The sequence below is a fragment of the Kitasatospora sp. NPDC059795 genome (genome assembly GCF_042732175.1).
Lineage (GTDB): Bacteria > Actinomycetota > Actinomycetes > Streptomycetales > Streptomycetaceae > Kitasatospora.
This window is the reverse complement of the sequence record NZ_JBHWID010000011.1, coordinates 42,222-65,207: the sequence shown is the minus strand read 5'-3', so window position 1 is coordinate 65,207 and position 22,986 is coordinate 42,222. Positions and strand designations below refer to the sequence as shown.

Annotated in this window: 20 protein-coding genes and 1 pseudogene; 5 read left to right on the top strand and 16 right to left on the bottom strand. The window is 73.1% G+C overall.

The genetic code is table 11. The features are described 5' to 3' along the window. A pseudogene (locus ACFV4P_RS22625) lies at positions 1-780 on the bottom strand (hypothetical protein); the annotation flags it as partial. A gap of 725 nt (positions 781-1,505) precedes the next feature. Between ACFV4P_RS22625 and ACFV4P_RS22620 the strand changes: the two are divergent. Continuing rightward, positions 1,506-2,255, top strand: coding sequence for a hypothetical protein (locus ACFV4P_RS22620; RefSeq protein WP_380473717.1), 750 nt, complete (start codon positions 1,506-1,508; stop codon positions 2,253-2,255). Here the strand turns inward: ACFV4P_RS22620 and ACFV4P_RS22615 are convergent. Continuing rightward, the gene (locus ACFV4P_RS22615; RefSeq protein WP_380473715.1) at positions 2,180-5,299 is read right to left on the bottom strand and encodes an MMPL family transporter; all 3,120 of its coding nucleotides are present in this window, start codon (positions 5,297-5,299) and stop codon (positions 2,180-2,182) included. The two genes, ACFV4P_RS22620 and ACFV4P_RS22615, sit on opposite strands and share 76 nt — an antisense overlap. A 698-nt stretch (positions 5,300-5,997) precedes the next feature. Between ACFV4P_RS22615 and ACFV4P_RS22610 the strand changes: the two genes are divergently transcribed. The 3 genes from ACFV4P_RS22610 to ACFV4P_RS22600 all read left to right on the top strand — a co-directional run bounded on the left by ACFV4P_RS22610 (position 5,998) and on the right by ACFV4P_RS22600 (position 8,429). Continuing rightward, on the top strand, positions 5,998-6,792 hold the full coding sequence (locus ACFV4P_RS22610) for a hypothetical protein (protein WP_380473713.1): 795 nt from the start codon (positions 5,998-6,000) through the stop codon (positions 6,790-6,792). Beyond that, entirely contained in the window at positions 6,789-7,616 is an 828-nt protein-coding gene (locus ACFV4P_RS22605) for an SDR family oxidoreductase (protein WP_380473711.1), read from the top strand. Before ACFV4P_RS22610 ends, ACFV4P_RS22605 begins: the two co-directional genes overlap by 4 nt. A 78-nt stretch (positions 7,617-7,694) precedes the next feature. Beyond that, positions 7,695-8,429, top strand: coding sequence for an LnmK family bifunctional acyltransferase/decarboxylase (locus ACFV4P_RS22600; protein ID WP_380473709.1), 735 nt, complete (start codon positions 7,695-7,697; stop codon positions 8,427-8,429). Positions 8,430-8,465: 36 nt separating this feature from the next. Here the strand turns inward: ACFV4P_RS22600 and ACFV4P_RS22595 are convergent, their stop codons facing one another. From ACFV4P_RS22595 to ACFV4P_RS22585, 3 genes are all read right to left on the bottom strand, one after another. Continuing rightward, a complete protein-coding gene (locus ACFV4P_RS22595) occupies positions 8,466-8,795 on the bottom strand; it encodes an acyl carrier protein (protein WP_380473707.1) in 330 nt (109 codons plus the stop codon). A 33-nt stretch (positions 8,796-8,828) separates the two neighbouring features. Next, positions 8,829-9,731, bottom strand: coding sequence for a 3-oxoacyl-ACP synthase III family protein (locus tag ACFV4P_RS22590; RefSeq protein WP_380473705.1), 903 nt, complete (start codon positions 9,729-9,731; stop codon positions 8,829-8,831). Between the two features lie 241 nt (positions 9,732-9,972). Continuing rightward, the gene (locus ACFV4P_RS22585; protein ID WP_380473703.1) at positions 9,973-10,869 is read right to left on the bottom strand and encodes an SDR family NAD(P)-dependent oxidoreductase; all 897 of its coding nucleotides are present in this window, start codon (positions 10,867-10,869) and stop codon (positions 9,973-9,975) included. Positions 10,870-11,068: 199 nt separating this feature from the next. On the opposite strand from ACFV4P_RS22585, the gene ACFV4P_RS22580 reads away from it, so the two are divergent. Beyond that, positions 11,069-11,737, top strand: a complete 669-nt coding sequence (locus ACFV4P_RS22580; protein WP_380473701.1) for a ribonuclease H — start codon at positions 11,069-11,071, stop codon at positions 11,735-11,737. Positions 11,738-11,777: 40 nt separating this feature from the next. On the opposite strand, the gene ACFV4P_RS22575 is transcribed toward ACFV4P_RS22580, so the two are convergent. The 11 genes from ACFV4P_RS22575 to ACFV4P_RS22525 form a co-directional block, all read right to left on the bottom strand. Beyond that, positions 11,778-12,464: an alpha/beta fold hydrolase gene (locus ACFV4P_RS22575; RefSeq protein WP_380473700.1), complete on the bottom strand. Its 687-nt coding sequence runs from the start codon at positions 12,462-12,464 to the stop codon at positions 11,778-11,780. Between the two features lie 215 nt (positions 12,465-12,679). Beyond that, complete coding sequence (locus tag ACFV4P_RS22570; protein WP_380473698.1) at positions 12,680-13,789, bottom strand: hypothetical protein; 1,110 nt, start codon at positions 13,787-13,789, stop codon at positions 12,680-12,682. Then, complete coding sequence (locus ACFV4P_RS22565; RefSeq protein WP_380473696.1) at positions 13,786-15,963, bottom strand: DUF6571 family protein; 2,178 nt, start codon at positions 15,961-15,963, stop codon at positions 13,786-13,788. The genes ACFV4P_RS22570 and ACFV4P_RS22565 overlap by 4 nt, the downstream gene beginning before the upstream one ends. A gap of 3 nt (positions 15,964-15,966) precedes the next feature. Further along, the gene (locus ACFV4P_RS22560; RefSeq protein ID WP_380473694.1) at positions 15,967-16,263 is read right to left on the bottom strand and encodes a WXG100 family type VII secretion target; all 297 of its coding nucleotides are present in this window, start codon (positions 16,261-16,263) and stop codon (positions 15,967-15,969) included. A gap of 815 nt (positions 16,264-17,078) precedes the next feature. Then, the gene (locus ACFV4P_RS22555) at positions 17,079-17,567 is read right to left on the bottom strand and encodes an MOSC domain-containing protein (protein ID WP_380473692.1); all 489 of its coding nucleotides are present in this window, start codon (positions 17,565-17,567) and stop codon (positions 17,079-17,081) included. Then, positions 17,568-17,813: an acetyl xylan esterase gene (locus tag ACFV4P_RS22550; RefSeq protein WP_073810611.1), complete on the bottom strand. Its 246-nt coding sequence runs from the start codon at positions 17,811-17,813 to the stop codon at positions 17,568-17,570. Beyond that, positions 17,806-18,891, bottom strand: coding sequence for an NAD(P)H-dependent flavin oxidoreductase (locus ACFV4P_RS22545; RefSeq protein WP_380473690.1), 1,086 nt, complete (start codon positions 18,889-18,891; stop codon positions 17,806-17,808). The genes ACFV4P_RS22550 and ACFV4P_RS22545 overlap by 8 nt, the downstream gene beginning before the upstream one ends. Then, complete coding sequence (locus tag ACFV4P_RS22540; RefSeq protein ID WP_380473688.1) at positions 18,888-19,751, bottom strand: hypothetical protein; 864 nt, start codon at positions 19,749-19,751, stop codon at positions 18,888-18,890. Before ACFV4P_RS22540 ends, ACFV4P_RS22545 begins: the two co-directional genes overlap by 4 nt. A gap of 108 nt (positions 19,752-19,859) precedes the next feature. Next, the gene (locus ACFV4P_RS22535) at positions 19,860-20,723 is read right to left on the bottom strand and encodes a diiron oxygenase (RefSeq protein WP_380473686.1); all 864 of its coding nucleotides are present in this window, start codon (positions 20,721-20,723) and stop codon (positions 19,860-19,862) included. Then, positions 20,720-21,658 (bottom strand): inositol monophosphatase family protein, encoded by a 939-nt coding sequence (locus ACFV4P_RS22530; protein WP_380473684.1) that lies wholly within the window; start codon positions 21,656-21,658, stop codon positions 20,720-20,722. Before ACFV4P_RS22530 ends, ACFV4P_RS22535 begins: the two co-directional genes overlap by 4 nt. After that, positions 21,658-22,926 carry an aspartate aminotransferase family protein gene (locus ACFV4P_RS22525; protein ID WP_380473682.1) on the bottom strand — a complete coding sequence of 423 codons (1,269 nt, stop codon included), beginning with the start codon at positions 22,924-22,926 and terminating at the stop codon, positions 21,658-21,660. The genes ACFV4P_RS22530 and ACFV4P_RS22525 overlap by 1 nt, the downstream gene beginning before the upstream one ends. Between the last annotated feature and the right edge of the window lie 60 nt (positions 22,927-22,986).

The window sequence follows — 22,986 nt, the reverse complement described above, 5'->3', positions numbered from 1 at the left end:
CTCCCGCACCGCCGCGGTCAACTTGCCCCCGCCATCACCACTACCGCCACCGCCACCGCTGCTGCTGTGCCCCTGATCGTGAGCCGCCTCCGCGCGCAAGCCCACATCCCGCACCGCAGCCGCAAGTTCCTTGCCACCGCCACCACCCCCACCGCCACTACTGCTGTGCCCCTGGTCATGCGCCATGTCCGCGCTGGCACCCACATCCCGCACCGCGGCAGTCAACTTGCCCCCACCATCACCACTACCGCCACCGCCACCGCTGCTGCTGTGCCCCTGATCGTGAGCCGCCTCCGCGCGGACACTCACATCCCGCACTGCGGCCGCAAGCTCCCCACCTCCGCCGCCGTCGATGCCACTGCTGTGCGTCTGGTGATGCTTCGCCTCCTCACCTGAACCCACATCCCGCACCGCAGCCGCAAGCTCCTCACCCCCACCACCGTCGATGCCACTGCTGTGCGTCTGGTGATGCTTCGCCTCCTCACCTGAACCCACATCCCGCACCGCCGCCGCAAGCTCCTCACCCCCACCACCATCGATGCCACTGCTGTGCGTCTGGTGATGCTTCGCCTCCTCACCTGAACCCACATCCCGCACCGCAGCCGCGAGTTCCCCACCCCCTCCACCGTCGATGCCACTGCTGTGCGACTGGTGGTGCGGCGCGTCCTCACCGGCTGCCAGCGCGTTGCCTACGGCGGCCCGCAGGTTGTTCGCCACATCGCCGGCGATCGCTGCGAGCAGCTGCTCCTGGGCGGACTGCTGCCGTCCGTTGCCGTCCATCCGTCTCTCCACTTCCATGCCATCGAGTGCCGTTGATCGGAAAAGATGCCCGGTCGCATGCACGCGATCGGCCGCGGCGGCGGAACGTCCCTCGTTCGGAAGCGAGTCGTCGACCTGAAAGGCGTAGCCACCGCCGCTGTCGGGATGACGGCTCCGGCAGCCAGTGGCGCGAGACGCCCAGGGAGTTCGGCGCCTGGTCGACCGTCCACAACCGCTTCCGGCAGCAAGGTGCATGTCGCCGGCGAGCACAAGTACCGGCCACTGGCGTTCATCCTGACCGAGGGCCAGGCCGCCGACAGTTCGCAGTTCATCCCCGCGCCGAGAAGGGGGACCGGTTCGGCGAGGTCCAGGGCTGCCCGGGCGACCGACTGTTGCCCGCCCCGGAGCTGCCGAACGTCGCCCTCAAGGCGCGCGAAAACTGCACCTGACCTGCCGAAACACTGTCCTCGGGCGGTCAGGAGGATGCTCCGCGACCGCCCTCGGCGCGGGTCCCGGGGCCGGCGTTCGTCGCTCGCCGGCGCCCTTCGGGACGGTCGCGCGGCTGCCTGCCCGGAGCTCGGCGCCCTCGGCCCGATCTGCGTCAACTCCGCTGCACATGCTGGTATGTGACCGAACCTCACGCTTTGGTACAGACCATTGACGGTTCCCCGGGGCCTCCGTAGATTCCGATCACATCCACGGGGCCGGGCTCGTTCGCGGCCCCACCCCCACGGGAGAACACACACGTGAAGCGCTTCGCCATGCCCGCGACCGGGCTCGCCGCAGTCCTGCTGCTCGCCGCCACCGGATGCGGCTCCGATCCGAAGACCGTGGCCGCCCCCACCGCGAAGGCCGACACCTTCGGGTGCCTGACCGCGGAGCAGGCCGCCGCCGGATCGACCCGGCTGACCGTCGACGGCCGCAACGTCGGTGCGTACTACCGGGATTCGGACGCCGGCAAGGCCACCGTCGGCGTGGTGTTCGCGCCCCAGGCGGGCGGCTCGCTGTGCGACTGGCAGCCGCACTACGCCGAGTTCACCGCCGCCGGGTACGCGGTGGTCGGCTGGATGGTCAACGGCGGCGGGGCGTCCGACGTGCGGGCCGCGATGAGCCTGCTCAAGTCGAAGGGCGTCACCTCGGTCGCCCTGGTCGGTGCGTCCAACGGGGCGAGCGCCTCGCTGGAGACCGCCGCCGACCCGGCGAACGCGCCGCTGCCGATCAAGGCCGTGGTCTCGCTCAGCTCGCCCGAGACCGCTCCCGGCGAGTCGAACGCCGCCAAGGCCGTCCTCACCGGCACCGTCCCGACCTTCTTCGCCGCGGAGGAGGGCGACGGCCGCTACCCCGAGTTCGCCAAGGGACTGCACGACACCGCCGCCACCCCCGTCAAGCAGCTCAAGACCTACCCCGGCAACAACCACGGCTACCTGCTGCTCAACGACGGCGCCCTCCCGGACGTCCGCACCTTCCTGACCGCGCACGCGCCCGCCCGCAGCTGACCGCCCCCGGAGGACGAGGTCACCCCCAGGAGGCAGCACCGGATCCGGCTGAGGCACGCGCGGCAACGGGGCTCCATGGCGACGGACGACGCACTGGCCCTGGTCGCCGGGCTGCTCGACGCGCCGCACCTGGACGAGCTGCTGACGTCTGCCGGACCCGTCCTCGACCGGGTCGGCGTGACCGCGAGCATGGTGTACCTGACCGAACCGGACGGCCGGCTCGAACTCGGCACCGGGCCTGCGGACCCTAGGGCAGGAAGCGGATGGTGCCGGAGCCGTTCAGGGTGGAGATTCCCTCTTCGGCGCACTGGTCGACGTCGACGGTGGGGGTCGCGCTTCCCGACGCGCGGGCTCCGGCGAGCAGGCCGTCGGTGGCGGTTCCGCCGAGGAGGGCGTCGCCCGGGTTGTAGCCGTCGACGGAGCCGACGGGCTGGAGGCTGGAGGTGCCGGTCTCGTCGCCGGCGCCGTCGTACCAGGTGGTGGTGCCGGTGCCGGTGATCTGGGTGGCGCCGTTGCAGCCGGCCCGGCCGGTGGCCCGGAGGGTCAGGGTGCCGCTGTCCAGGTCCGGCTGGGATCCGTCGGGGGAGGTGCAGTCGAACAGGTCGAGCGTGCCGGTGAGTTGGGTGGTGCGGGCCTGGAAGGTCAGCGGCGGGGAGAAGGCGACCGGGTCGTCCGCGCTGGTGGCGACGCGGCAGCTGAGGAGCGGTGTCGCGGCGCGTGCCTGCGCGGCGTCCGGGCGGGGCCCGGCGGCCTCGGCGACGGGGGCGAGGGCTGCCGCGGCGAGCAGCGCGGTGCGGGTGGGACGGGTGGGACGGGTGGGACGGGCGGGACGGGTGGCGGTCATCGGGGGCTCCGGGTGTGTCGTCGGTGGGGCCGCCGGCCGTCTTCAGGAGCTGGGCCGTGGCGGTGGGGAGCTGGTTCGGGAGGCTCCCGGCAAAGGCCGGTTGCCGGGCGGGCCTGCGGCGACCGACCGGGGGGAGCCACCAGTTGAGGTGGCCGAGCAGCCGCATGAGGGTCGGGACGACGACCAGGCGGATGAGGGTGGCGTCCAGCAGGACGGCGGCGGCCACCAGGAAGCCGAGCTGCCGGTGGTCCTGGCGGTGGGTGGCCAGGAGTCCGGCGAAGACGGTGGCCATGGTGGCGGCCGCGAGGGTGATCGGCAGGGCGGTCTCGCTCAGGCCCAGTGCCACGGCGCGGCGGCAGTCGCCGCGGGCACGGTAGTGGGCGGTGATGCGGTGGACCATGAAGACCTCGTAGTCGAGGGACAGGCCGAAGACGATCGTCAGCGCGAGCAGCGGGGTCGCGAGATTGACGGTGCTGTCGGTGTGCCGGGTGCTCCAGGCCAGCAGGCCGTGGGCCGCGGCGGTGGAGAGGGCGTTCATCGCCAGGGCTTTGAGGGGCAGCAGCAGACTGCGGAAGGCCACCAGCATCAGGAGGAGGGTTCCCGCCACGGCGATCGCGGCGACCCGCCACAGCGCGCGGTCGAGGGCGCGGTGGAAGTCGCCGAGGGTGGCCGCGGGCCCGCCGAGGAGGACCGGCTGGTCCGCCGGGAGGCTGTGGGCCGCGAGGGCGCGCAGGTCGGCGGTCAGGCGGGGGGAGTCCGGGCTGTCGACGGGGATCCGGTCGGCGACGGCGACCACGGTCAGGTTCCGCCCGTTGTCGAGCGCGCCGGCCGAGGACACTCTCGGGTCGGCTTTCAGGGCGTCGGTCAGCGCCAGGGTGTCCACGGGTCCGGCCCCGACCGGATGGGGCAGCACGATCATGGTGATGTCGGCCATCCCGTCCTGCTCCAGGCGGCTCAGACCCACTCCCGCCGCAGTGTCGGCGATCGCCGTCCGGTCCACCTTCAGTCCCAGCCGCAGTCCGCCCGCCGGCAGGGCCGCGAGGACCAGGAGGCCCACCGCGGCAAGGAGGTAGGGCCAGGGCCGGCGCATCAGGTGCTCGGCGCAGCGTGCGACAAGACCGTCCGCCGCGTCGACGGCCGGAGTGCCGGCCGCGGTGGCCGCCTGCTGCACCTGGGCCGGGCGGCGCCGCACGCGGCCCAGGTGCAGCAGGCGGTCGAGGCGCGGCAGGGCCGCCGGCAGGGCGGTGAGCGCCACGGCGGCGGTGATCACGGTGGTCGCTGCGGCGGCCACGCCGATGGAGCGGACGAGCGGGATCGGGACGGTCGTCAGCCCGGCGCTGGTGACGACGACCGCCGCCGCGCACCACAGCACCGCCCGCCCGGCCGTCGCCCTGGTGCGGGCCGAGGCCGCGGCGGGCGCGAGCCCCTGCTCGCGGTGGGCGCGGTAGCGCAGCAGCATCAGCAGGGCGTAGTCGAGGCCGAGTCCGAAGCCGACGGTCGTGGCGACCGTCAGGGTCGCACCGTCCACGGGCAGCAGCGGATCCAGGGCGGCCAGCGCCCCGATGCCGACCAGGACGCCCAGGCCTGCGAACAGCAGCGGCACGAGCGCGGCGCCGACCGACCCCAGGCCGACGACCAGCACCAGCAGGGCGGCGGGGACGCTCACCGCCTCGGCCCCGCGCAGGTCGCGCAGGTCGGCCCGTCGGATCTCGTCGAAGACGGGCGTGAGGCCGGTCAGTGCGACGCGGACCTGCCCGTTCGACGCGGACTCGGCGGCGTGCTCGGCCGCGGCCTGCCAGGCGGGCAGCAGCCGCTGGCGTTCGGCGGCGTCGCCCGGTGCGCCGAGCAGCAGGTAGGCGTGGCGGGGGTCGCGCCCCGGGCTGTCGGGGACCGGCAGGACGTGCGCGCCGCCGGGGGCGGCCCGTACGGCGCGGGCGGCCGCGGTCAGGACCTGCTGGTAGGCCTCGTCGTCGGAGCCCAGCGTGGCGGAGTCGAAGGCGAGGACGAGTTGCTCCTCGCCGAACTGCGGCAGGTCGCGCGCGAGCACGGCGTGCGCCTGCGCGGACGGACTTCCGGGCAGGTCGGGCGGGATGCCGTGGGTCCTGGCGAGGACGCCCGGCAGGACGGCGCACGAGGCGAGGGCGAGGACGATCCAGGCCAGGACGCACAGTCGTCCCCGCCCGGCTGCGGGCCGTGCCATCGAGGCGGTTCCCCTCTTCGGTCCCGCATCGTCCCCCTGTCGTCGACGACTCGGGCGCGCGGCAGTTCGTGTCGGAAGCACGGAGTCGGCTTCCTCGTGCGCCACAGTCTGCACAGAGAGTGACCGAATGGCTGCGGGGCGGATCTGCGTGTTCACACGGACGCACCACAGGAGCACCGGCACGATGCCGTTGACCATGACGGACTGGTACGCCTGGGCGGACCGACGCAGGTCCCCGCACCCCTCGTACTGGCACTTCTCCTGCGCGCTGCGCAAGCTCGGCGAGCCTCCGGCCCCGGAGGAGGTCCGCGCGCTTCTCACCGACGTCGCCGACCGGATTCCCGTGCTCGGCCACCGGCTCGCCGGGCGGGGCCGGAGCCTGCGCTTCGAGCCGGCCGGCGGCGTCGACCCGCGGGACCACGTCGAGGATGTCCGCTTCCCGGCCGGCTGGACTCCCGAGCGGTGCCTGGCGACGGCCCTGGAGCGGCCCTGGCTTCCCGGGCGCCCGCCGTGGAGCCTGCAGGTGATCAGCGGCTACCGGCCCGGCGAACACCTGCTGGCGTACCGCGTCTCCCATCTCCTCCAGGACGGCGTCGCCGCGGCGGCGACCACGGCCGCGCTGCTCCGGGGAGGCCGCCTTCCGGCGCCGGTGGCGGAAGGCGGCCGCGCTGCTCCGGGGAGGCCGCCTTCCGGCGCCGGTGGCGGAACCGGCCCGTTTCGCGCTGCCCGATCTGCCGGCCGTGCGGGCGGGCCTGAGGTTCGCGCCGCGCTTTCTCGTCCCGCGCGTCCAGTGGCAGCCCGAACCGGACCCCGACCCGGCCGAAGGCGCCTGGCTGCGGCCCGCCGTCGGCCTGGACCGCGCACCGTTCGACGAGATCACTCGCGCCACCGGGGCCTCCACCGCCCAGATCTGCCTGGCCGTCATCTGCGGAGCCCTGCGGCAGTGGGTTCCGCAGCGCCGGGACGCCGGCGCCCGCTCCCTGCCCGTCGTCCTGATGATGAGCCTGCGCGGTCCTCGCGAGCGGGACGGGCTGGGAAACCGGGTGGCCGTGGCCCCGCTGTCGCTGCCCTGTGCGGAGCCCCGGCCCGAACGTCGGCTGCGGCTCGTCATGGAGCAGGCCGAGCTGGAGGAGCTGGTCCGCTATCGCCGGCTCCTGACCGGCCTGCTGCGGCTGCCGGGCCCGGTCGCCCGCCCGACGGCCCGGCTCGCGGTGCGGCTGTCGCCGTCCTCGGTCGGCGTGACGATCGTCTCCACTCCCCTCGACGCCGCCGCGCTGGGAGCCGAGGAGGTGCTCGTGGCACCTGCGAGGCCGACCGCCGCTTCGAGTGGATTCGTCGTCCTCCAGCAGCCCTCCGTCGTGTCCTTCCACCCCGCTTTCCGCGTCCTGCCGCGTGACACGGACCTGCTGCCCGGTCTGCTCGCGGAGTCGCTCGCCGAACTCCACGCGGCGGTCGTCCACGCTTCCGCGCCTGCGGCCGCGGCGGCCCGATGAGGACCGTCGTCGTCACCGGCGCCACCAGCGGCATCGGCCGGGCCACCGCACTGGACCTGGCCGCCCACGGGTTCCGGGTCGTCGCCACCGCCCGGACCGGGGAGAAGGCCGCCAAGCTCACCGCCGCAGCGGCCGAGGCGGGCCTGGAACTGCGCACCGTCCTGCTGGACGTCACCGATCCCGGCTCCTGCCAGGACGCCGTCGCCGAGATCGACGAACAGACCGGCGGCGGCCCGTGGGCACTGGTGAACAATGCCGGCGTCGCGGCGCCCGGAGCTGTCGAGGACGTCGCCGAGGCGGACGCCCGGCAGGTCCTGGAGGTCAACCTGCTGGGCGCGGCCCGCCTCACCCGCCTCGTCCTGCCCGGCATGGCCCGCCGGGGCGGCGGGCGCATCGTGCAGATCAGCTCCGTCGCCGGCCGGGTCGCCACACCGCTCAACGGCTGGTACTGCGCCAGCAAGCACGCCCTGGAGGCGCTGACCGACGCGCTGCGCTGCGAGGTCGCCGCGCGCGGGATCCGGGTCTCGCTGGTCGAGCCCGGCTGCGTCGACACTCCCCTGCTCACCGGCGCCCTCGCCGTCCCGACCCCGGCGGACAGCGTGCACGGCGCCGCCCGCGCGGCGACCCGGCGCCTCCTCGCACTCCACCGCCCGGTCCCACCCGAGCGCGTCGCGCGCGCGGTGCGCCGTGCCCTGCTCGCCCCGAGGCCGCGCCGCCGCTACGGCGTCGGCCCGGAGGCGGCCGTGGCCCCGCTCGTCCGGCTGGCTCCGGCGGCCGTGGCCGACACCGTCGTGCGCGCCGTCCTCCGGATTAACGCCGGCTGACGACACGTGCCCGACGGACAACCCCGCGCGGCGTCCGCAGCGATCCGCACCCTCCGAACAGGACAGGACGAAGGCCCGATGAACCACAACACCGTCATCCGGCAGGCCACGGTGACGCCGTCCATGTCCGGCTTCAACGCCCAGCTGTACGCGCGGATCGGGGACTGGACGTGGGATGCGGTCAGCAGCGCCTGCTCCACCGACGTCCTGACGGCGCGCACGGTGTCCGGGGATCCGACGTACCTGGCGTTCTACTACTTCCACGCGCAGTGCACCGGCGCGGTGCATCCCCATCGGCTCTCCTTCGGGGACCGGATCGACGTCGTGTCCGGCGTCTTCGCGGCGGGCGGCGACTCGACCCTGACCCTGCACCGCCTGTCCCCGGCCGGGACGGTCGACCCGACGGCCTTCCACTGGCGGGAGTTCTACGGGGAGCCCCGCCCCGACTGCCTGTACGTCGAGAACTTCAACCGCTGGGTCGCCCGCTCCGCCGCCGGCCGCAATCAGGGGCTCGAACGCTCCTCGCCGCACGACTTCGCCCACGAGCACCTCCCCACCGTCCCCCGGCAGTACTACGCGCCCCGCCTGTGCGTGGCCGCCCGGAGCAGCGGCACGTTCCGTCGCCACGACCCGGACCACCTCACGATCGCCAGGGGCTACACCGTCCGTCGGCCGGTCGATCTCGCCCGCGACTTCAATCCGGTCGGGCTGATGTACTTCGCCTGTCCCCGAGCTCCGGGTCGAGCGCCGCCGTCGACCGGCCTTCGCACACCCCGCGCCAGGTCTCCGCCACGCCGATGCCGGCGGCGGTGACCAGGCCGAGCCCGGTGACGGCGACCTCGCCTCCCGTCACCGCGCTGGCACCCGGGCCGGGACGGGGCCCGCTGCCGCCGGGATCACCACGGCGGGCTGCGCCTGCTCGACGGCTTCGACGAGGTCGGCGAAGGTTCCTTGCAGGGACATCAGCCCGTCGCCGTCGGGAGTCCGCAGGCCCAGGTTGTCCCGCAGCACGCACATCAGCTCGACCAGGGCGAGGGAGTCCAGGCCGAGGGATTCCAGCGTCGCGTCCGGGGTGACGGTCTCCGGATCGATCCGGAAGTGCGCGGCGAGGTTCTCCTTCATCGATTCGTACAGCGAGACCATCAATTCCTGCTTTCCGATGAGAAGTTGAGAATGCATGGGGAAAGCCTTCGGATCGTGGAGCGGGCGGCGCTACAGGCGCAGCACCGCCAGGCCCGCGCTGGCGCCCGCGGCGAATCCGATGAGCGCGACCAGGTCTCCCGGCCCGGCCAGGCCGCTCTCGCGGGCCCGCACGAGTTGCAGCGGCAGGGAGGCGGAGGCGACGTTCCCGTGTCGCGGGAGGGTCAGGACCAGCCGGTCCGCGGGCATCGTGGGCTCCACGGCGAGCATGGTGCGGATGTCTCCCGCCGCCACCTGGTGCACGCCGATGAACGCGAAGTCCCGCCAGGCGAGGCCCAGTTCGTCCAAGAAGAGGCGAAGGCCCGGCCACAGCGCGCGAAGCCGGCTGCGCATCGCGGTGCTTTCCGTCCGGAAGTACCGTCCCTCCTCGCTCGGCTCGCGCAGCGCCGCGGATCCGCCGGACCGGACGACTGCGGAGGACCAGGCGGCGGAGTCGGCGACGAAGCGGCAGCCCAGCACTCCGGGTGCCGAGGGTTCGCCGCCTCCCGCGGTGAGGACCAGGGCGGCGCCGGCGTCGGAGAACCCGTAGCCGGGGAACGCCCGCGCGAACGCCGCCGCGTCGGGGACGTTCAGCCGGGTGGCATCCGCCGCCCGTTCACCGCAGGCGATCAGCACGGTCCGGTACTGCCCCGTCGAGATCAGCGCCTGGGTGAGCTCGACGGCGTTGAGCACGCTGTTGCAGGCGTTCTTCACGTCCAGCGCCGGGCACGACAGGCCGAACTTGGCCGCGACGACGTGTGCGGTGGCGGGCTCCGTGTGGTCCTGGCAGCTGGCGGCGAAGATCAGCAGGTCGATGTCGTCGGCACTGTGCCCGCTCTCCGCCAGCGCTTTGCGGGCGGCGGCGACCGCCAGGTCGGACGGCTGCTCGTCCGGCGCCGCCAGGTGGACGCCCTCGACGCCGGTCAGCTGGGTCACCAGGCCCGGCGGAGGGCTGAACGAGGCGCTCGCGGCGGCGACTTGCGCCTACCGCTCCGCCATGGGAACCCAGGTCTCCGGCAGTTGGACCGCCACCCCGGCCAGCCGTGCACGTACGGTGATCACGCCAGGACCGTAGCGGCCGGAGCACAACCCGTCGGCCAGGCTCCACCATCGTGATTCACGCACTCACCGGATTGGTCCAACCCCTGCGCGGCACCGGCCGACCGGCGCCCCGCCGTCAGAACTCCGGCAGCCCGCAGAGCCGCGCCAACAGCCGCTCCGCCCGCGACGGCGGACCGGACAGTCCCAGCAGCGCACGCTTGACCGCGTCGCCCACCACGAACGGGGCGCAGGCGTCCAGCTCCGCCTCCACCCGCGCGTCCCGGCCGACGCGATACCTCGCTCTCGGGCGGTCCGCAACCAGGGCCCGGTGCACGGCGGCGGCCGCCCGCTCGGGGCCGACCAGACGGGGCCGGTCGCCGAGGGCCGCGGCGACGGCCCGGTAGCAGTCGGAGAAGCGGGGTGAGACCGCACTCGGTTCGGCCAGCGTCCGGACGGCCTGGTCGACGAGTCCGGTGGTGTGGAACCCGTGCTCGACCAGGACGACCCGCACCCCGAACGGCGCCGCCTCCACCCGCATCGCGTGGTGCAGGACGGCGGCGGCCGCCCGGCTGGCGCTGTACCAGCCGAGCAACGGCAGCACCGCCCGCGCGGCGGCCGAGGAGACCGTGACGATCCGTCCGCCACCGGCCCGACGCATGGCCGGCAGTACCAGGCGGGCGATCCGTGCCTGGGCGAACACGTTGGCCTCCATCAGCCGGCGGGCCTGTTCCTCGCTCGTGTCCTCCACGGCGCGGGCCGCCGCGACCGCGCCATGGTTCACCAGAGCCCAGGGACCCCCGTCCGTCCACCGTCGGACGTCCCCCAGCACCTCCTCGCACGCCCCCGGCTCGGTCACATCGAGCTCCACCGCCCGAAGCCGCACCCCACCGTCCCGCGCCCGCGCCCGCAGCCGCTCGACCCCCGCCCCCGTGCTGCCCGTCGCCACCACCTCGAACCCCGCACCGGCCAGCCGCAGGGCCGCCTCCTCGCCGATTCCGTGATCGGCGTCCGTGACGACGACACTCCGTCCCACGTCTCCACCTTCCCGTTCGCCGCTTCCCGCGGTCGCGGATTCGACCGCACGCCCCACGGTCGGCCACCACGGGCACGACCCGGCGCCGGACACGTCCCGGAACACCCGGACGGCCCGGCTCGACGATCGCGGGCGCGCGGAGCGGGTGAGCGGCGAAGGCGCGGACCGGGGTCCGCGCGGCAGCTGGCATGATCAACACATGGTCGAACGAGTGATCGCCGCATGTGACGGAGCAGCCAAGGGCAACCCCGGGCCGGCGGGCTGGGCGTACGTGGTCGCCGACAGTGCCGCCGTGCCGCAGCGGTGGGAGTCCGGGGCGCTGGGGCACAGCACCAACAACGTCGGCGAGTTGACGGCTCTTCAGCGGTTGCTGGCCGCCACCGACCCCGGGGCGCCGCTGGAGGTGCGGCTGGACAGCACGTACACGCGTGACGCCGTCACCAAGTGGCTGGCGGGGTGGAAGCGCAACGGTTGGAAGACCGCCGGGGGCAAGCCGGTCGCCAATCAGGAGCTGATCCAGCGCATCGACGCGCTGCTGACCGGGCGGGACGTCACCTTCGTGTACGTCGCCGCCCACCAGGTGAACGGCGACCCGCTGAACGCCGTCGCCGACAAGGCCGCCAGCGACGCCGCCCGCACCCAGCAGGGCGCGGCCGGCACCGCGGCCGACCTGCCCGAGCCCGAACCGCAGAGCTCTGCCAAGGCCCCGGCCAAGCCCCGCCGCTCCACTGCCGCGAAGGGCACGGGCCGCACCCTCGCCGCCCGGTTCCCCGGCACCTGCCCGTGCGGCGCCGCCTACCCCAAGGGCGCCACCATCACCAAGGTCGGCTCCGGCTGGGGCCACCCGGACTGCGCCGCCACCCACTGACACCCCCTGGCCGGAGCACCTGGATCGGCGCGCCCGACGTCTACCCTTCGAGGGACTTCGCGGCGTCGCGGATGACGTCGAGGACGAAGGCCGGCTGCGAGAGCATCGGCACGTGGCTGCTGTCGACGGCGTGGGTCTTGGCGCCCATGCGCTCGGCGGAGGCCCGCTCCAGGTCCGGGTGCACGGTCCGGTCGTTGTTCGCGACGATGCACCAGCTCGGCTTGGTGCGCCAGGCAGTGCCGGGCACCTGCTGGTCGAACAGGTCGGGGACCGGCACGGCGCCCACGGCCCGGACGAGCTGCTGCTCGGCCGGCGGCAGATCGCCGCAGAAGTCGCCGGTGCCCGACTCCTTGAGCCAGATCCGGCCGTGGGAGACGTCGATGTGATCGAACACGGGTGTACGGGGGAACTTGTTCTGCTGGTCCTGCGAGGTCTCGTCCTCGTCCGGGCCCAGCGCGGCGATGTAGACCAGTGCGCCCACGCGGTCGTGAACGCCGGCCTTGGTGATCAGGGTCCCGCCGTAGGAGTGACCGACGAGCACGACCGGGCCGGGCACGTAGTCGATGGAGCGGGTGACGCATGCGACGTCGCCTTCGAGCGAGTCGAGGCCGTGCTGCGAGCTGGAGACCGCGTGCCCCTCGGCATGGAGCGCGGGGACGAGCTTGTTGAAGCACGACCCGTCGGCCCAGAGTCCGTGGGCGAAGACGATGCTGGCCTTGCTGGCCATGGGTTCCTCATTTCGTCGCCATCGAGCCATGATGATCCGGCTACACCGGGTCGACACGCTATGACTCATCGCAGTCGGCCGCGACTGCTGGCAACCCGGATCGCCGACGCCGCCCGGACGGAGGCCCCCACCGCTGCGACGAGGAGCAGCTGACCGCACTGGTCAACCGATCGCCGTGATCAGCGGCGGGGGCCGGGTGTCCGGGCGACGGGCCGTCAGGGCAGCGCCGGTGCCGAGCAGCCGTGGCGCTCGGCGGAGTGTCGGGCGAACGCGGCGAGGGCGTCGCGTGCCGAGGCGGTCGTCGGTTCGAGGCGGTTCCCCAGGTACACGGCCGTGCCGCCGGGGCACTTCGCGGTCGCCCAGCTGAGGCTTCCGTCAACCCCCGGCTCGTTCGATCCTCGGGCCAGACCGACGCCGTCCTTGGCCTGAAGGTCAAAGGGCGGGTAGTAGGCGGACAGCCTCAGGCCCACGGTCTTGGGGTCGTCGGGCATCAGGACGGCACAGTCCTCGATCGGTGCGGTGCCGTCGGCCGGGCTTTCGCGGACCTGCCCGGCGACCCCGGCGCAGGTGCCGGTCGCCTTCCCCGGCTGGGCGGTCACGATGTCCGCCCGGCCCGGCACCTGCTCGATCTTCCCGCCGAGTTGGGCGCCGCAGCCCCAGATGTCGTTGGCCCGTTGCGCGGTCCGGGCGCCGATCCTGCCCAGCCGGGCGCGTTGCTCGGCCGATGCGAAGTCGTCCTTCGGGCCGTCGGGATCCCGCGTCGGGTCGGCGGTCAGGCTGACGACCAGCTGCCGGCCGGCCTCCTTCCCAGTGCAGGCCAGTGCCAGCACCAGGTGTTCCCGGCCGTCCCCGCCGGCCGACATCACCCCTGCCCACCCTGCGCCCACCGGCACCACCGGCACGCCCTCGGCACGGACCACGCGGGTGCGCCGGAGCTTGAACAGGGCGTCGTACGCCCGCGGAGTGTCCCAGGCAACGTCGACCAGGAGCGACCCGTACCGGTCCGGCGTCGTCAACCCGCAGTTGGCGAGCCACCCGACCGGCGATATCTCGTACCCGCGCAACCGTCCTGCCCCGTCGAGCAGGTCCTTCACCTCGGCGGTGTCCAACGTTCCCCCGCACAGCCCCTGCAGCGAACGCCCGTCCTGCCACCGGTCGTACCCGCCACCGAAGTACCACCCGCTCGGCACCCCCACCACGAGCAGCACCACCCCGAGCCACGCCCACCGCCGCCGCCGGTCCCGCCCCACCACCGGCCGGCCCGGCGGCATCGGCGGGACAGCAGGCATCGGCGGTACCGGCGCGCCGAACTGGTCCGGCGTCATGCTTGGCCCCTCAGTTGTTCGATGGAGAATCTGTAGGCATTGCCGCGGGTGTTGTCGGCCTCACGCTGGAGCACGTTGACGGACGACCCGTCCGGATCGTCACCGCGCTGCCTGGCCCACTCGGCGATCTGGAGCTTGATCTGGCCCTTCGACTCCAGGTCCTGTCGGCCCACTTCGGCCAGGGCCTCGTTGTCGTTCGCCTTCTTGCTGTCGTTCACGACCGAGGTCAGCCAGGTGTCCGTCAGCGGGTCGATGACGTCCTTGGCCGGCCCGGCCGGAATGTCGGCCACCGCCACGATGCTCTGCACCACCTTGGCGTTCCACTCGACGGCGTCGTTGTCGTCGTCGCGCTTGTCGTACCGGATGTCGTCCCGGATCGCGTCGTACACCGACATGGCGGCGGCGCTCTGCTGGATCTGGTCGCGCTGCTGGGTGTCGCTCGCGCCCGGCGGGATGTCCTGCAGCACCTCCGACACCTTGCGGGTCTCCGCGGTGTGCAGCACGGCGTACGCGTCGGGGTCCTCCGCCGCGCCGCGCATCACCCGGATCAGGGTGCCCTGGTTGAGCGCGATGTGCGAGGAGCCGTCCGGCGTGGTGTAGACGGACCCGTTCACCGCGCCGCCGGGCTGCTTGTCGTTGACACTGCCGAACGCCGTATGGGTGTCGTCCACGTAGTCCGCGAGCATGTTGGCGATCGGACCTTCGAGGCCGCCGGGCAGCTTCTCCTCGCCGGCCTCGGGATCGATCGTCGTCAGGGTCGCCTGGGCCACCCGGGCCTGGGCCTCGGTGTGCCGGCGGTCTCCGTCGGCCTGGCCGGCCGGGTCGCCGGTGGCGGCTGCTTCGAGGGCGGGCCCGAGCGGGCCGGAGGTCGCGTGGAACGTCCCGTTCCCCGCGTCGAGGGGCCACTCGCGGTCCTTGAGGAGGTATGTGAGGTGGTCGTTGGTTCCGCCCGGGCCGGGGTCGAGGAATGCGGTCGCCGCGTCCGGGTTGTTGCCGAGGGCGGCGGCGAATCCCGCCATCGGGTCGGCGGTGGTGCCGCGTTCGGCCAGGTGGTCCCAGTTCGCGGCGGCGCCGTCGAGCTGCCACACGTACCCGGTGGTGGCGCCCTTGCCCGCGCTCCGCTCGGTGTCGATCAGCGCGGTGCCGAACTCGTTGAGGAAACCGCTGTCGTACTCGCCGGTGCGCATCAGGCTGCCCATCAGCTGGAACCCGTTCGGGTCGTAGCCGCCGCCCGCCATCCGTTCGGGGCCGAGTCCGATCATCTCCTTCTTCCAGTCGCCCATCGCCTGACTGTGGCTCTGGGTGGCCGTGCCGAGGGTCTCGCCCAGGGAGGCCTGGAGCTTCGCCATCGTCTCCGCCCGCCCGGGTGTCTGGGCTCCGAGCGGGCCGCCGAACGGATCTCCGTACTGGCCGGGGTCGTTGACGCTCCGCCAGAACTCCATGGTGCCGCGCGCGCCCAGGCCGGTGGCGAACGCCTCCGCGAACGCCGGGTCGCCCTTGCGGGTCTCCAACAGGGCGTTGAGCCTGGCGAGTTCGGCCGGTGACAGCTTCCCGCCCTTGCCGGCCAGGTCGAGCGCCTCCGCGAGGTCGCGTTCGGCGGCCCTGGCCTGGTCGAGGTCGTTGAACGTGTCGGCGTTGAAGCCGTGGTCCCGCTCCCCGTTCGGGTCCTGCGCGAGCGCCCAGGCGGTGGCCCGGTCGGCCTGGGTCGCCTGCGCCAGCACGGCGTTGATCTTCGCTGTCATCAGCATGACGGCCTGCTGGCGGGCCAGCAGTTGGCCGACGCCGTCCGCCTGCTGCGCCGCGTCGAGTTCGGGATGCACGTCGACGACCTCGCCGGTGGCCGTGATCCGCAGTTGGCCTGCGGGGGCCTCCTCCTCGACCAGCTGCCGCAGCCGTTTCTGCGCGTCGCGGAACTCGCCCGCCGCATCGTTCAGCAGCGCGGCGAGGTCCGCCGCCTCCTCGGCCGCGGCGTTCAGCTGGTCGGCGGCCCGGCCGACCCGGGCCTGGGCCTGGGCGGCGGCGCTGCCCTCCCAGCCGGCCGCCATCCGGTTCACCACCTGCTGCATCCACTGGTCGTGCAGTCCGAGGTAGCGGTTGCGCAGCGCGCCCCACGCCTCGGCCGCCGCGGTCACCCGGTCGAGCCTGGCCTCTGTCACGGCCTCGAAGGTGAGCATCCGTCACCACCTCCCGGGCGCGGCGGCGACGACGTGGTGCTGCGCGGCGGTCTCGGCGGCGCTGTAGTTGTCGGCGGTGCGCTGCAGCCGGTCGGCGACGTCGGCGAGCAGGTTGCCGAGGGTGCTCTCCTGATCGTCCCAGCGGATCGAGCGCTCCCGCAGGGCCGGGCCGCTGAGCCAGCCCGACAGTGTCACGTACGCGTCGGTGGTTTCCCCGTCGACGGTCGAACCCGCCGCACGGAAGGATGTCCCGATCTCCCGGACGGACGCGGCCCAGGTGCGCATCTCGTCCGGGGACACCCTGAGTGTGCCTGCCGGAAGATCCGGTATTCGTGCGCCGCCGGTTCCGGTGGTTCCGGTCCGGACAGCGGCTATGGACTCGCCCATGTTCCCCCCATGTGCACTACTGCGAGTCGCCGTTCCGATCTCCCCCGTGACGACTCGGTCAGTACCGTACCAACTCCAGGTCAAGGGATCGGCAACGAACGACCAAACTCGAACTCATCGCTGCACGACGCCAATCGGCCCGGCCCCACCCTGCGCACAGGTGGTCGGGGTGGCTGCCTGGGCGTACCTCGCACGGGTGACGACCGCCCGGACCGGGCTCACGTGGCGTCAGTGTCGACAGCTCGCACCGCAGTTGGAGCGCCGATCCGCGACGTTGCGGGGCGCGCTCGTGAGGCTGTCAACAGGCCGCGCCCCCGACCTCGCTGTGTGGTCCGGGTCACACCGCATGCTCTGCCGTCGTGGGTCGCCACACATACGGAAGGCCAGGAGGTCTCGCTCTCCTTGACGCCGCGATCTCCCAGCAGCACCTCGGGCCAAACCCCGGACCCGCCACCGGAATCGGGGGCCGGGACGGCGGCTTCGCCGCCGCAGCCGTCGCGTCGGCGCCGGGTGCGGGCGTGGTTCCGCGGCCTGTCCGAGGCGAGCAAAATCGCCCTGGTCACCGCCGTGTTCACGACCATCGGTGGAGGGGTCTTCGGCTTGGTCAGCGCCACCCTGAACGGCGGCCCGGAGGGCCCGGCCGGCGCGCAGGCGCCGCAGACGCCGCAGACAACGGCTTCCGGCGGAGCGGGAACACCGTGCGGTTATGCCGCCTGCCGGGCGCGACGTCAGCTTCCGGGCCGGATCGGGTCGCCGGTGCGGAGGGTGCCGCCTTCGACGATGCGGGCGCGCAGGCCGCCGCGGTGGAGGAGTCCGCGCAGGACGCCGGGTCTGGTGAGCTGTTCGAGCCGGGCGCAGGGTTCGCTGAGCGCGATGCCGAGCAGGCGCACGCGGTCTCCGACGGTGAACTCCAGGCCCACGAGTTCGGTCAGCGGGACTCCGCGGCACACCACGTTCCGGCGCGCCTCGGAATGGGTGAGGCGGATGCGGTGCTCGCGTTCCAGCGCTGCCAGGGCGTCGATGTCGAGGAGGGAGATCTCGCAGACGCGGGAGGCTCGGCCGGGAGCCCGTCGCAGTTGTGCGTCGCCGGGGCGGTCCTGGAAGTAGCGGTCGCCTTCCAGGCCGCGGCCGGTGACGGCGACGGCTTCCCGCACCTCGACGAGGGGTGCGCCGTGGGTCGGCGCGAGGTGGAGCGAGACCGCCGTGCCCTGCCACATTCAGTAACTCCCTTCTCCTGCCAGGAAGTTGTCCTCGATGGCGTGCAGCGTGCGGAACTGGTCGGCGCTCAGCTCGGCGACGTCCAGTTCCCGGCCGACGAGGTCTTCCAGGAACAGGATGAACTCCATGAAGGCGAGGGAGTCGATGATCCGGTTCTCGATCAGGTCGAGGTCGGCGGGGATCTCGCCGAGCGCGGGGTTGCGGGCACGCAGCCAGTCGACCACCGGCTTGAGGGAGTCATTCACCGTGGCACTCTCCTTCGTGATCGACGTGATCGACGTGACCGGCGTGACCGGCGTGACCGGCGTGATCGGCCCGCTCGGGGCGGGTCTCGTGCAGCGCGCGTCCGTAGTCGGCGCGGATGCGTTCCACCAGGTCCGCTGCGGATGCGGTGGCGGTGATCCGTTCGCAGGAGTCGCCGCAGTACATCGCCATGTCCGCGATCCGGCCCTCGGTGCGGACGGACGGTACGGCGGCGCTGTACCGGGCCACGGGCAGCCGTCGGCCGCCGGGGCCGGCCGCGGTGGCGATGAACCGGGCCGACCGCCGGGGGCCGGGCGCGGTCAGCGCGTTGCGCAGGACCCGGTGGGGCCGGTTCGGCCAGCCGATGTCGAAGACCGTCGTCACCACGGTGTCCGAGGCTCCGGCCGCGACGATCCGGCGTTTGAATTCCGGGTGCGCCTCGGATTCCCGGGCCGCGGCGAAGAGGGTGCCGGCCATCGCCCCGTCGGCGCCCTCGTCAACGGCCCGGGCGAGGTCGGCGCCGGTGGCGATGCCGCCCGCGACGGCGAGGACGGCGTCGGGGTGGTCCCGGCGGACGGCCCGCAGCAGTGGCAGGGCCGGCAGGGTGCCGAGCAGGTGCCCGCCCGCCTCGACGCCCTGGAGCACGACGACGTCGACGCCCGCGTCGAGGGCCCGGCCGGCGGCGTGCGCGGTGCCGACCTGGACCACCACCGGCAGGCCGGCCCGGACGGCCGTCGCCGTCAGGTCCGGTGCGGGCAGCCCGTAGAACGTCACGAACGCCCGCTCCGGCAGGACGCCGAGGGCCGCGTCGAGTTGGGCCCGGCACCGGTCCGGGGCCAGCACCTCGGGCACCAGGTTGATGCCGAACGGCCGGTCCGTCCGCGCGGCGGTGTCGGCGATCAGTCGGCGGACCTGCTCGGGTGGTGCCTTGTAGAGGCCGAGGACGCCGCCGGCGCCCGCCCGGGAGACGGCGCCGCACAGCTCGGGCCCGGCGACGCCGCCCATGCCGGCCTGGAGCAGCGGCAGGGTCACCCCGAGGCGCCGCTCCAGCCGGGTCGGGAGCGGCGCCGGCCCGGTCACTGCGGCGCTCCGACCTCGACCACCGCGTCCCGGGCGGCGGCGAGGTCGCCGTCGAAGCGCAGGTCCAGGACGTGCAGCCAGCGTTCCAGTCCGAAGGCGACGCAGCCGGTGAAGGCGGGCCTGCCGTCGTGCCGGATCGCGCAGCGCTCCCCGAAGAAGTTGCGGTGGTTGTTGAGCGAGGCCACCGCGGTGCCGTCCGGGGCGAGGAACTCCTCCTTGACCGGCGCGAGGACCTGCAGCACGGCGCGCGGGCTGTCGCGCCGGAAGAAGGGGTCACTGGCCGGGGCGCGGTGCAGTTCGATGCCGAGGCGGTCGGCGAAGGCGGCCACCTCCGTCCGGTGGTGGTCCAGGTGCGCGCGGACGGCGTCCTGGCTGCCGAGGCAGACGATCTCGCGCATGGTGAACCCCCAGAGCCGGCGCAGGCCGTCGTGGTGGTCCTCGTTGCGGTAGCAGTGGGCGACGGTGGTCACCAGGGCCGCGTCCCGGTCGAGCGAGCTGTCGGCGAGGTGCAGGAACGCTCCGTAGCAGGCGGCCGAGGGCAGCAGGTGGGTGGCGTCGGCGAGGTCGTGGGCGGGGACCGGGTCGGTCCCGGCCTTGGCGCTGTCCTGGTCGAGCCGGTCGGGCCGGATCCGGCTGACGGTGCTGCCGAGGTGCGGGAAGTTCTGGAAGTAGTCCAGTTTCCGGAGTTCGGCGGCGGGCAGCAGGGGTGGCAGCGTCATCGGCTCGGCGCCGCGGGCGGTCGCCCAGCCCGTGAAGACGTCGTCGAGCGCGCGCAGCAGGCCGGTGGCGGGCCCGCCGAGCGTCGCGAGGCCGTCCTGGACGGACCAACTGGTGCGGGCGGCGCGGTCGGTGTCGGACATCGTCCTCCTCCGGACGGCGGTCGAACGTGCGGCGGTCGAGCGTGCGGGTGGACGGACGTGCGGATGGACGGGCGTGCAGGTGGACGGGCGGGTCGGCGCGGAGCCGGTTCATGTCTCCGGGACGCCGATCCGCCGGAGGAAGTCCCTGGACTTGCGCAGCACCCGCCGGTGCTCGGCCCGGCGCGCCGGGTGGTCCAGCAGGCGTTTGCGGAAGGCGAGTCCGTCCGGAATCCCGGCGTCCCGGTAGACGGCCGGGTTATAGAGGGAGCCGATGCTCGCGGACAGGTAGCCGTCGAGGTTCCGGCCGATGGCCCGGCGGTCGTCCTCGTCCAGTCCGGCTTCCAGCAGCCGTTCCCAGAGCAGGTGGACCAGCCGGGCCCCGAAGGCGATGTGCCGGCTCTCGTCCTGGTGGTGGATCCGGTTCAGCTGTCGGATGGTCGGGTGCAGCCGCTCGTCCGCGGCCAGCCGCACGTTGTAGTGGTCGACGATCTGCTCGAACAGCAGGATGCGGGCGAAGACCAGGAAGTTCTCCCGTGCCGGGTCGTCGGAGGGAACGGCCAGCTTCAGCCGCTTCTCCGGGTAGATCCGTCCGCCGTACTTGAGGCAGAACGTGGCGAAGAACCACATGTGCTCGTTCTCCTCACCGATGAAGTGGTGGAAGAACTCGGACGGGATCTCGAAGCCGGGGGCGTGGATCCGCCGCATCACCTCGATGAGCAGTTCCCTGATGCCGTGGACGTTCAGGCTGTAGAAGTTGACGCTCTCCCCGCGGCCGAGTGCCCGCAGCTGGTCCGGGGTGAGCCGTTCGACGTACTCCGTGCCGTGGACGGACAGCAGCTCGGGCGAGAACCAGGGTTCGTCCTCGGGGAGTTCGGCCGGCCAGTCGAAGGTGGTGTACGGGTTGTAGTAGTCGCTGCTGGCCCGGGCCGAGAGCCGCTCCAGCAGCTGCCGGAACTCGGTGTCGTCCGTCATGCCCGCCCCCCGGAGCTTCGCCAGGCGATGCCGTCCAGCAGCTTGCGGTGGAGTTCGGGTGTGGACGCCGCCACGCAGGACCGCTGGTTGGCGACGTCCAGTTCGGTGAGTGCGGTGTCGCCGAGCGGCTGCCCGTAGGCGTCGGTGATGACGAGGCCGGCCTGCTCGGCCAGCAGCACCGCGGCGGCGATGTCGTACGGGAACAGGTGCAGCACCCGCCCGTTGCCGACCCGTTGGAACTCGCCGAGCAGCGCGGGGTCGTCGCGCAGCAGCCGGTTGCCGATGTCGACGTACGCGTCGAGCTGACCGGTGATCAGGCGGGAGATGGACCAGGTGGCGCTGTTGAAGACGAACACGCCGCCGGTGTTGGCCGAGAGGTCGATGAGGTGCCCGTAGGCCTCGGTCATCAGGTGGGCGGGGTGGCCGTTGAACTCCAGGGACCAGAACATCCGGGAGAGGTCGGTGGTCCGGGTCGGCGCGGGCACGGGGTGGTCGTAGCCGTGTGCCGCCACCCCGGGGGTGCCGCGCTCGGCGTACAGGTGGGCACCGGTCTTCCACTCCATCAGCAGGGCGTGTTCGACGTCCGCGATGCGGGGGCGGTCGCCGAGCCGGGCGACCGCGACGGACACGGTGGCGGACTCCAGGCCGGCCACGGCGGGCCGGGTGCCGTCGATGGGGTCGACCACCAGGAGGTGTTCGGGGCGGCGGCCGTGGGTGCGCAGGCCGCGGTCCTCGGAGAACACGGCGACCGGCAGGTCGTGGTCGACGACGTACTTCCAGACGGCCCGTTCGGCGACGTCGTCGATGCCGAACTGGGCGTCGCCGCCCGGCGAGTGCCCGCGGACGCCGCGGTTCTCGGACCGGGACCGGCCGGCGGTGATCTCGTCGCGGACGAGCCGGGCGAGACCGAGCAGGTAGTCCTTCATGTCGGTCATCAGGTCGCCTCCGCGGCGAAGAGGGTCTCCAGCCGGTCGCAGAGGAGGTCCGCCTCCTCGGTGGTGATGATCAGCGGCGGCCGGATCTTCAGGACGTTCCCGCGCCCGTAGCGGGAGGTGCGCAGGATCAGGCCGTGGTCCATGCCGCGGTGGGCGAGGTGCAGGGTCAGCGGGGTGTCCGGCCGGCCGTCCCGGTCGACCATCTCCAGGCCGATCATCAGCCCGAGGCCGCGGACGTCGCCGATCCGGGGGTGGCGCGCCGCCAGGTCGCGCAGCCGCTCCATCAGGTGGGCGCCGACGGTCCGGACGTGTGCCAGGAACTCCGGGCGGGAGACGATTTCCAGGGTCTTGTCCGCGGCGGCGGCGGCCAGCACGTTGCCACCGTAGGTGAACGAGTGGTACTCGCCGTCCAGGCCCGCGAGTTCCTCGGTGGTGAGGATCGCGGCGACCTGGGCGCCGGAACCGCCCAGGCCCTTGGCGGTGGTGATGATGTCCGGCCGCACGCCGAAGTGGTCGGCGGCGAACATGTGGCCGGTGCGGCCGATGCCGGTCTGCACCTCGTCGAAGACCAGCACGATGCCGCGTTCGTCGCAGATCCGGCGGAGCGCGGCGAGGTAGCCGTCCGGCGGCACGATGTTGCCGCCCGAGCCGGACACCGGCTCCACGACGATGCAGGCCACACTGCCCGACGAGGCGTGGTCGATGAAGTCGTTGATCCGCTCCGCGCACAGCAGGCCGCAGCTGTCGGGGCTCTGCTTGTAGAAGCAGCGCAGGCAGTACGGGTCCGGGACGTGCGTGATGCCGGCGATCTGCGTCGGGAACGGCGCCCGGCGGAACGCCTCGCCGGACATCGCGGTGGTCATCATGGTCTGGCCGTGGTGGCTGCGGAAGAGCGTGATCACATCCCGCCGTCCGGTGCGCACCTGGGCCATCTTCACGGCGCCCTCGTTGGCGGTCGCGCCGCCCGAGACCTTCAGGTGGACCCGGGTGAGGTTCGGCGGCGACACCGCGACCAGTCGGCGCACCAGCCGCTCCACCGGCTCGGTCTGGAACGTCGAGGTGGCGTGGACCAGCAGGTCCGCCTGTTCCCGCATGGCCTTGACGATCTCGGGGTGCCCGTAGCCGAGGCTGAGATTGAACGTCCCCGAGGCGCAGTCGATGTACGCCCTGCCGTCGGCGTCGTAGAGGTGGATCCCCTCGCCGTGCCGCATCTTGTACTCGCTGACCTGGTAGTAGATCAGGTCCTCGATCTTCCGTGCGTCTTCCACAATTCCTCCCGAGGCCGGGCCGGCGATTCCCGAAAAGAATGCGCCGACCCTTGTTCGACG

Coding starts and splice junctions, on each gene's coding strand:
- ACFV4P_RS22615 (WP_380473715.1), bottom strand. CDS start 5,299: ATGGCACGGCCCGCAGCCGGGCGGGGACGACTGTGCGTCCTGGCCTGG.
- ACFV4P_RS22605 (WP_380473711.1), top strand. CDS start 6,789: ATGAGGACCGTCGTCGTCACCGGCGCCACCAGCGGCATCGGCCGGGCC.
- ACFV4P_RS22600 (WP_380473709.1), top strand. CDS start 7,695: ATGAACCACAACACCGTCATCCGGCAGGCCACGGTGACGCCGTCCATG.
- ACFV4P_RS22595 (WP_380473707.1), bottom strand. CDS start 8,795: ATGCATTCTCAACTTCTCATCGGAAAGCAGGAATTGATGGTCTCGCTG.
- ACFV4P_RS22580 (WP_380473701.1), top strand. CDS start 11,069: ATGGTCGAACGAGTGATCGCCGCATGTGACGGAGCAGCCAAGGGCAAC.
- ACFV4P_RS22575 (WP_380473700.1), bottom strand. CDS start 12,464: ATGGCCAGCAAGGCCAGCATCGTCTTCGCCCACGGACTCTGGGCCGAC.
- ACFV4P_RS22570 (WP_380473698.1), bottom strand. CDS start 13,789: ATGACGCCGGACCAGTTCGGCGCGCCGGTACCGCCGATGCCTGCTGTC.
- ACFV4P_RS22565 (WP_380473696.1), bottom strand. CDS start 15,963: ATGCTCACCTTCGAGGCCGTGACAGAGGCCAGGCTCGACCGGGTGACC.
- ACFV4P_RS22555 (WP_380473692.1), bottom strand. CDS start 17,567: ATGTGGCAGGGCACGGCGGTCTCGCTCCACCTCGCGCCGACCCACGGC.
- ACFV4P_RS22540 (WP_380473688.1), bottom strand. CDS start 19,751: ATGTCCGACACCGACCGCGCCGCCCGCACCAGTTGGTCCGTCCAGGAC.
- ACFV4P_RS22535 (WP_380473686.1), bottom strand. CDS start 20,723: ATGACGGACGACACCGAGTTCCGGCAGCTGCTGGAGCGGCTCTCGGCC.
- ACFV4P_RS22530 (WP_380473684.1), bottom strand. CDS start 21,658: ATGACCGACATGAAGGACTACCTGCTCGGTCTCGCCCGGCTCGTCCGC.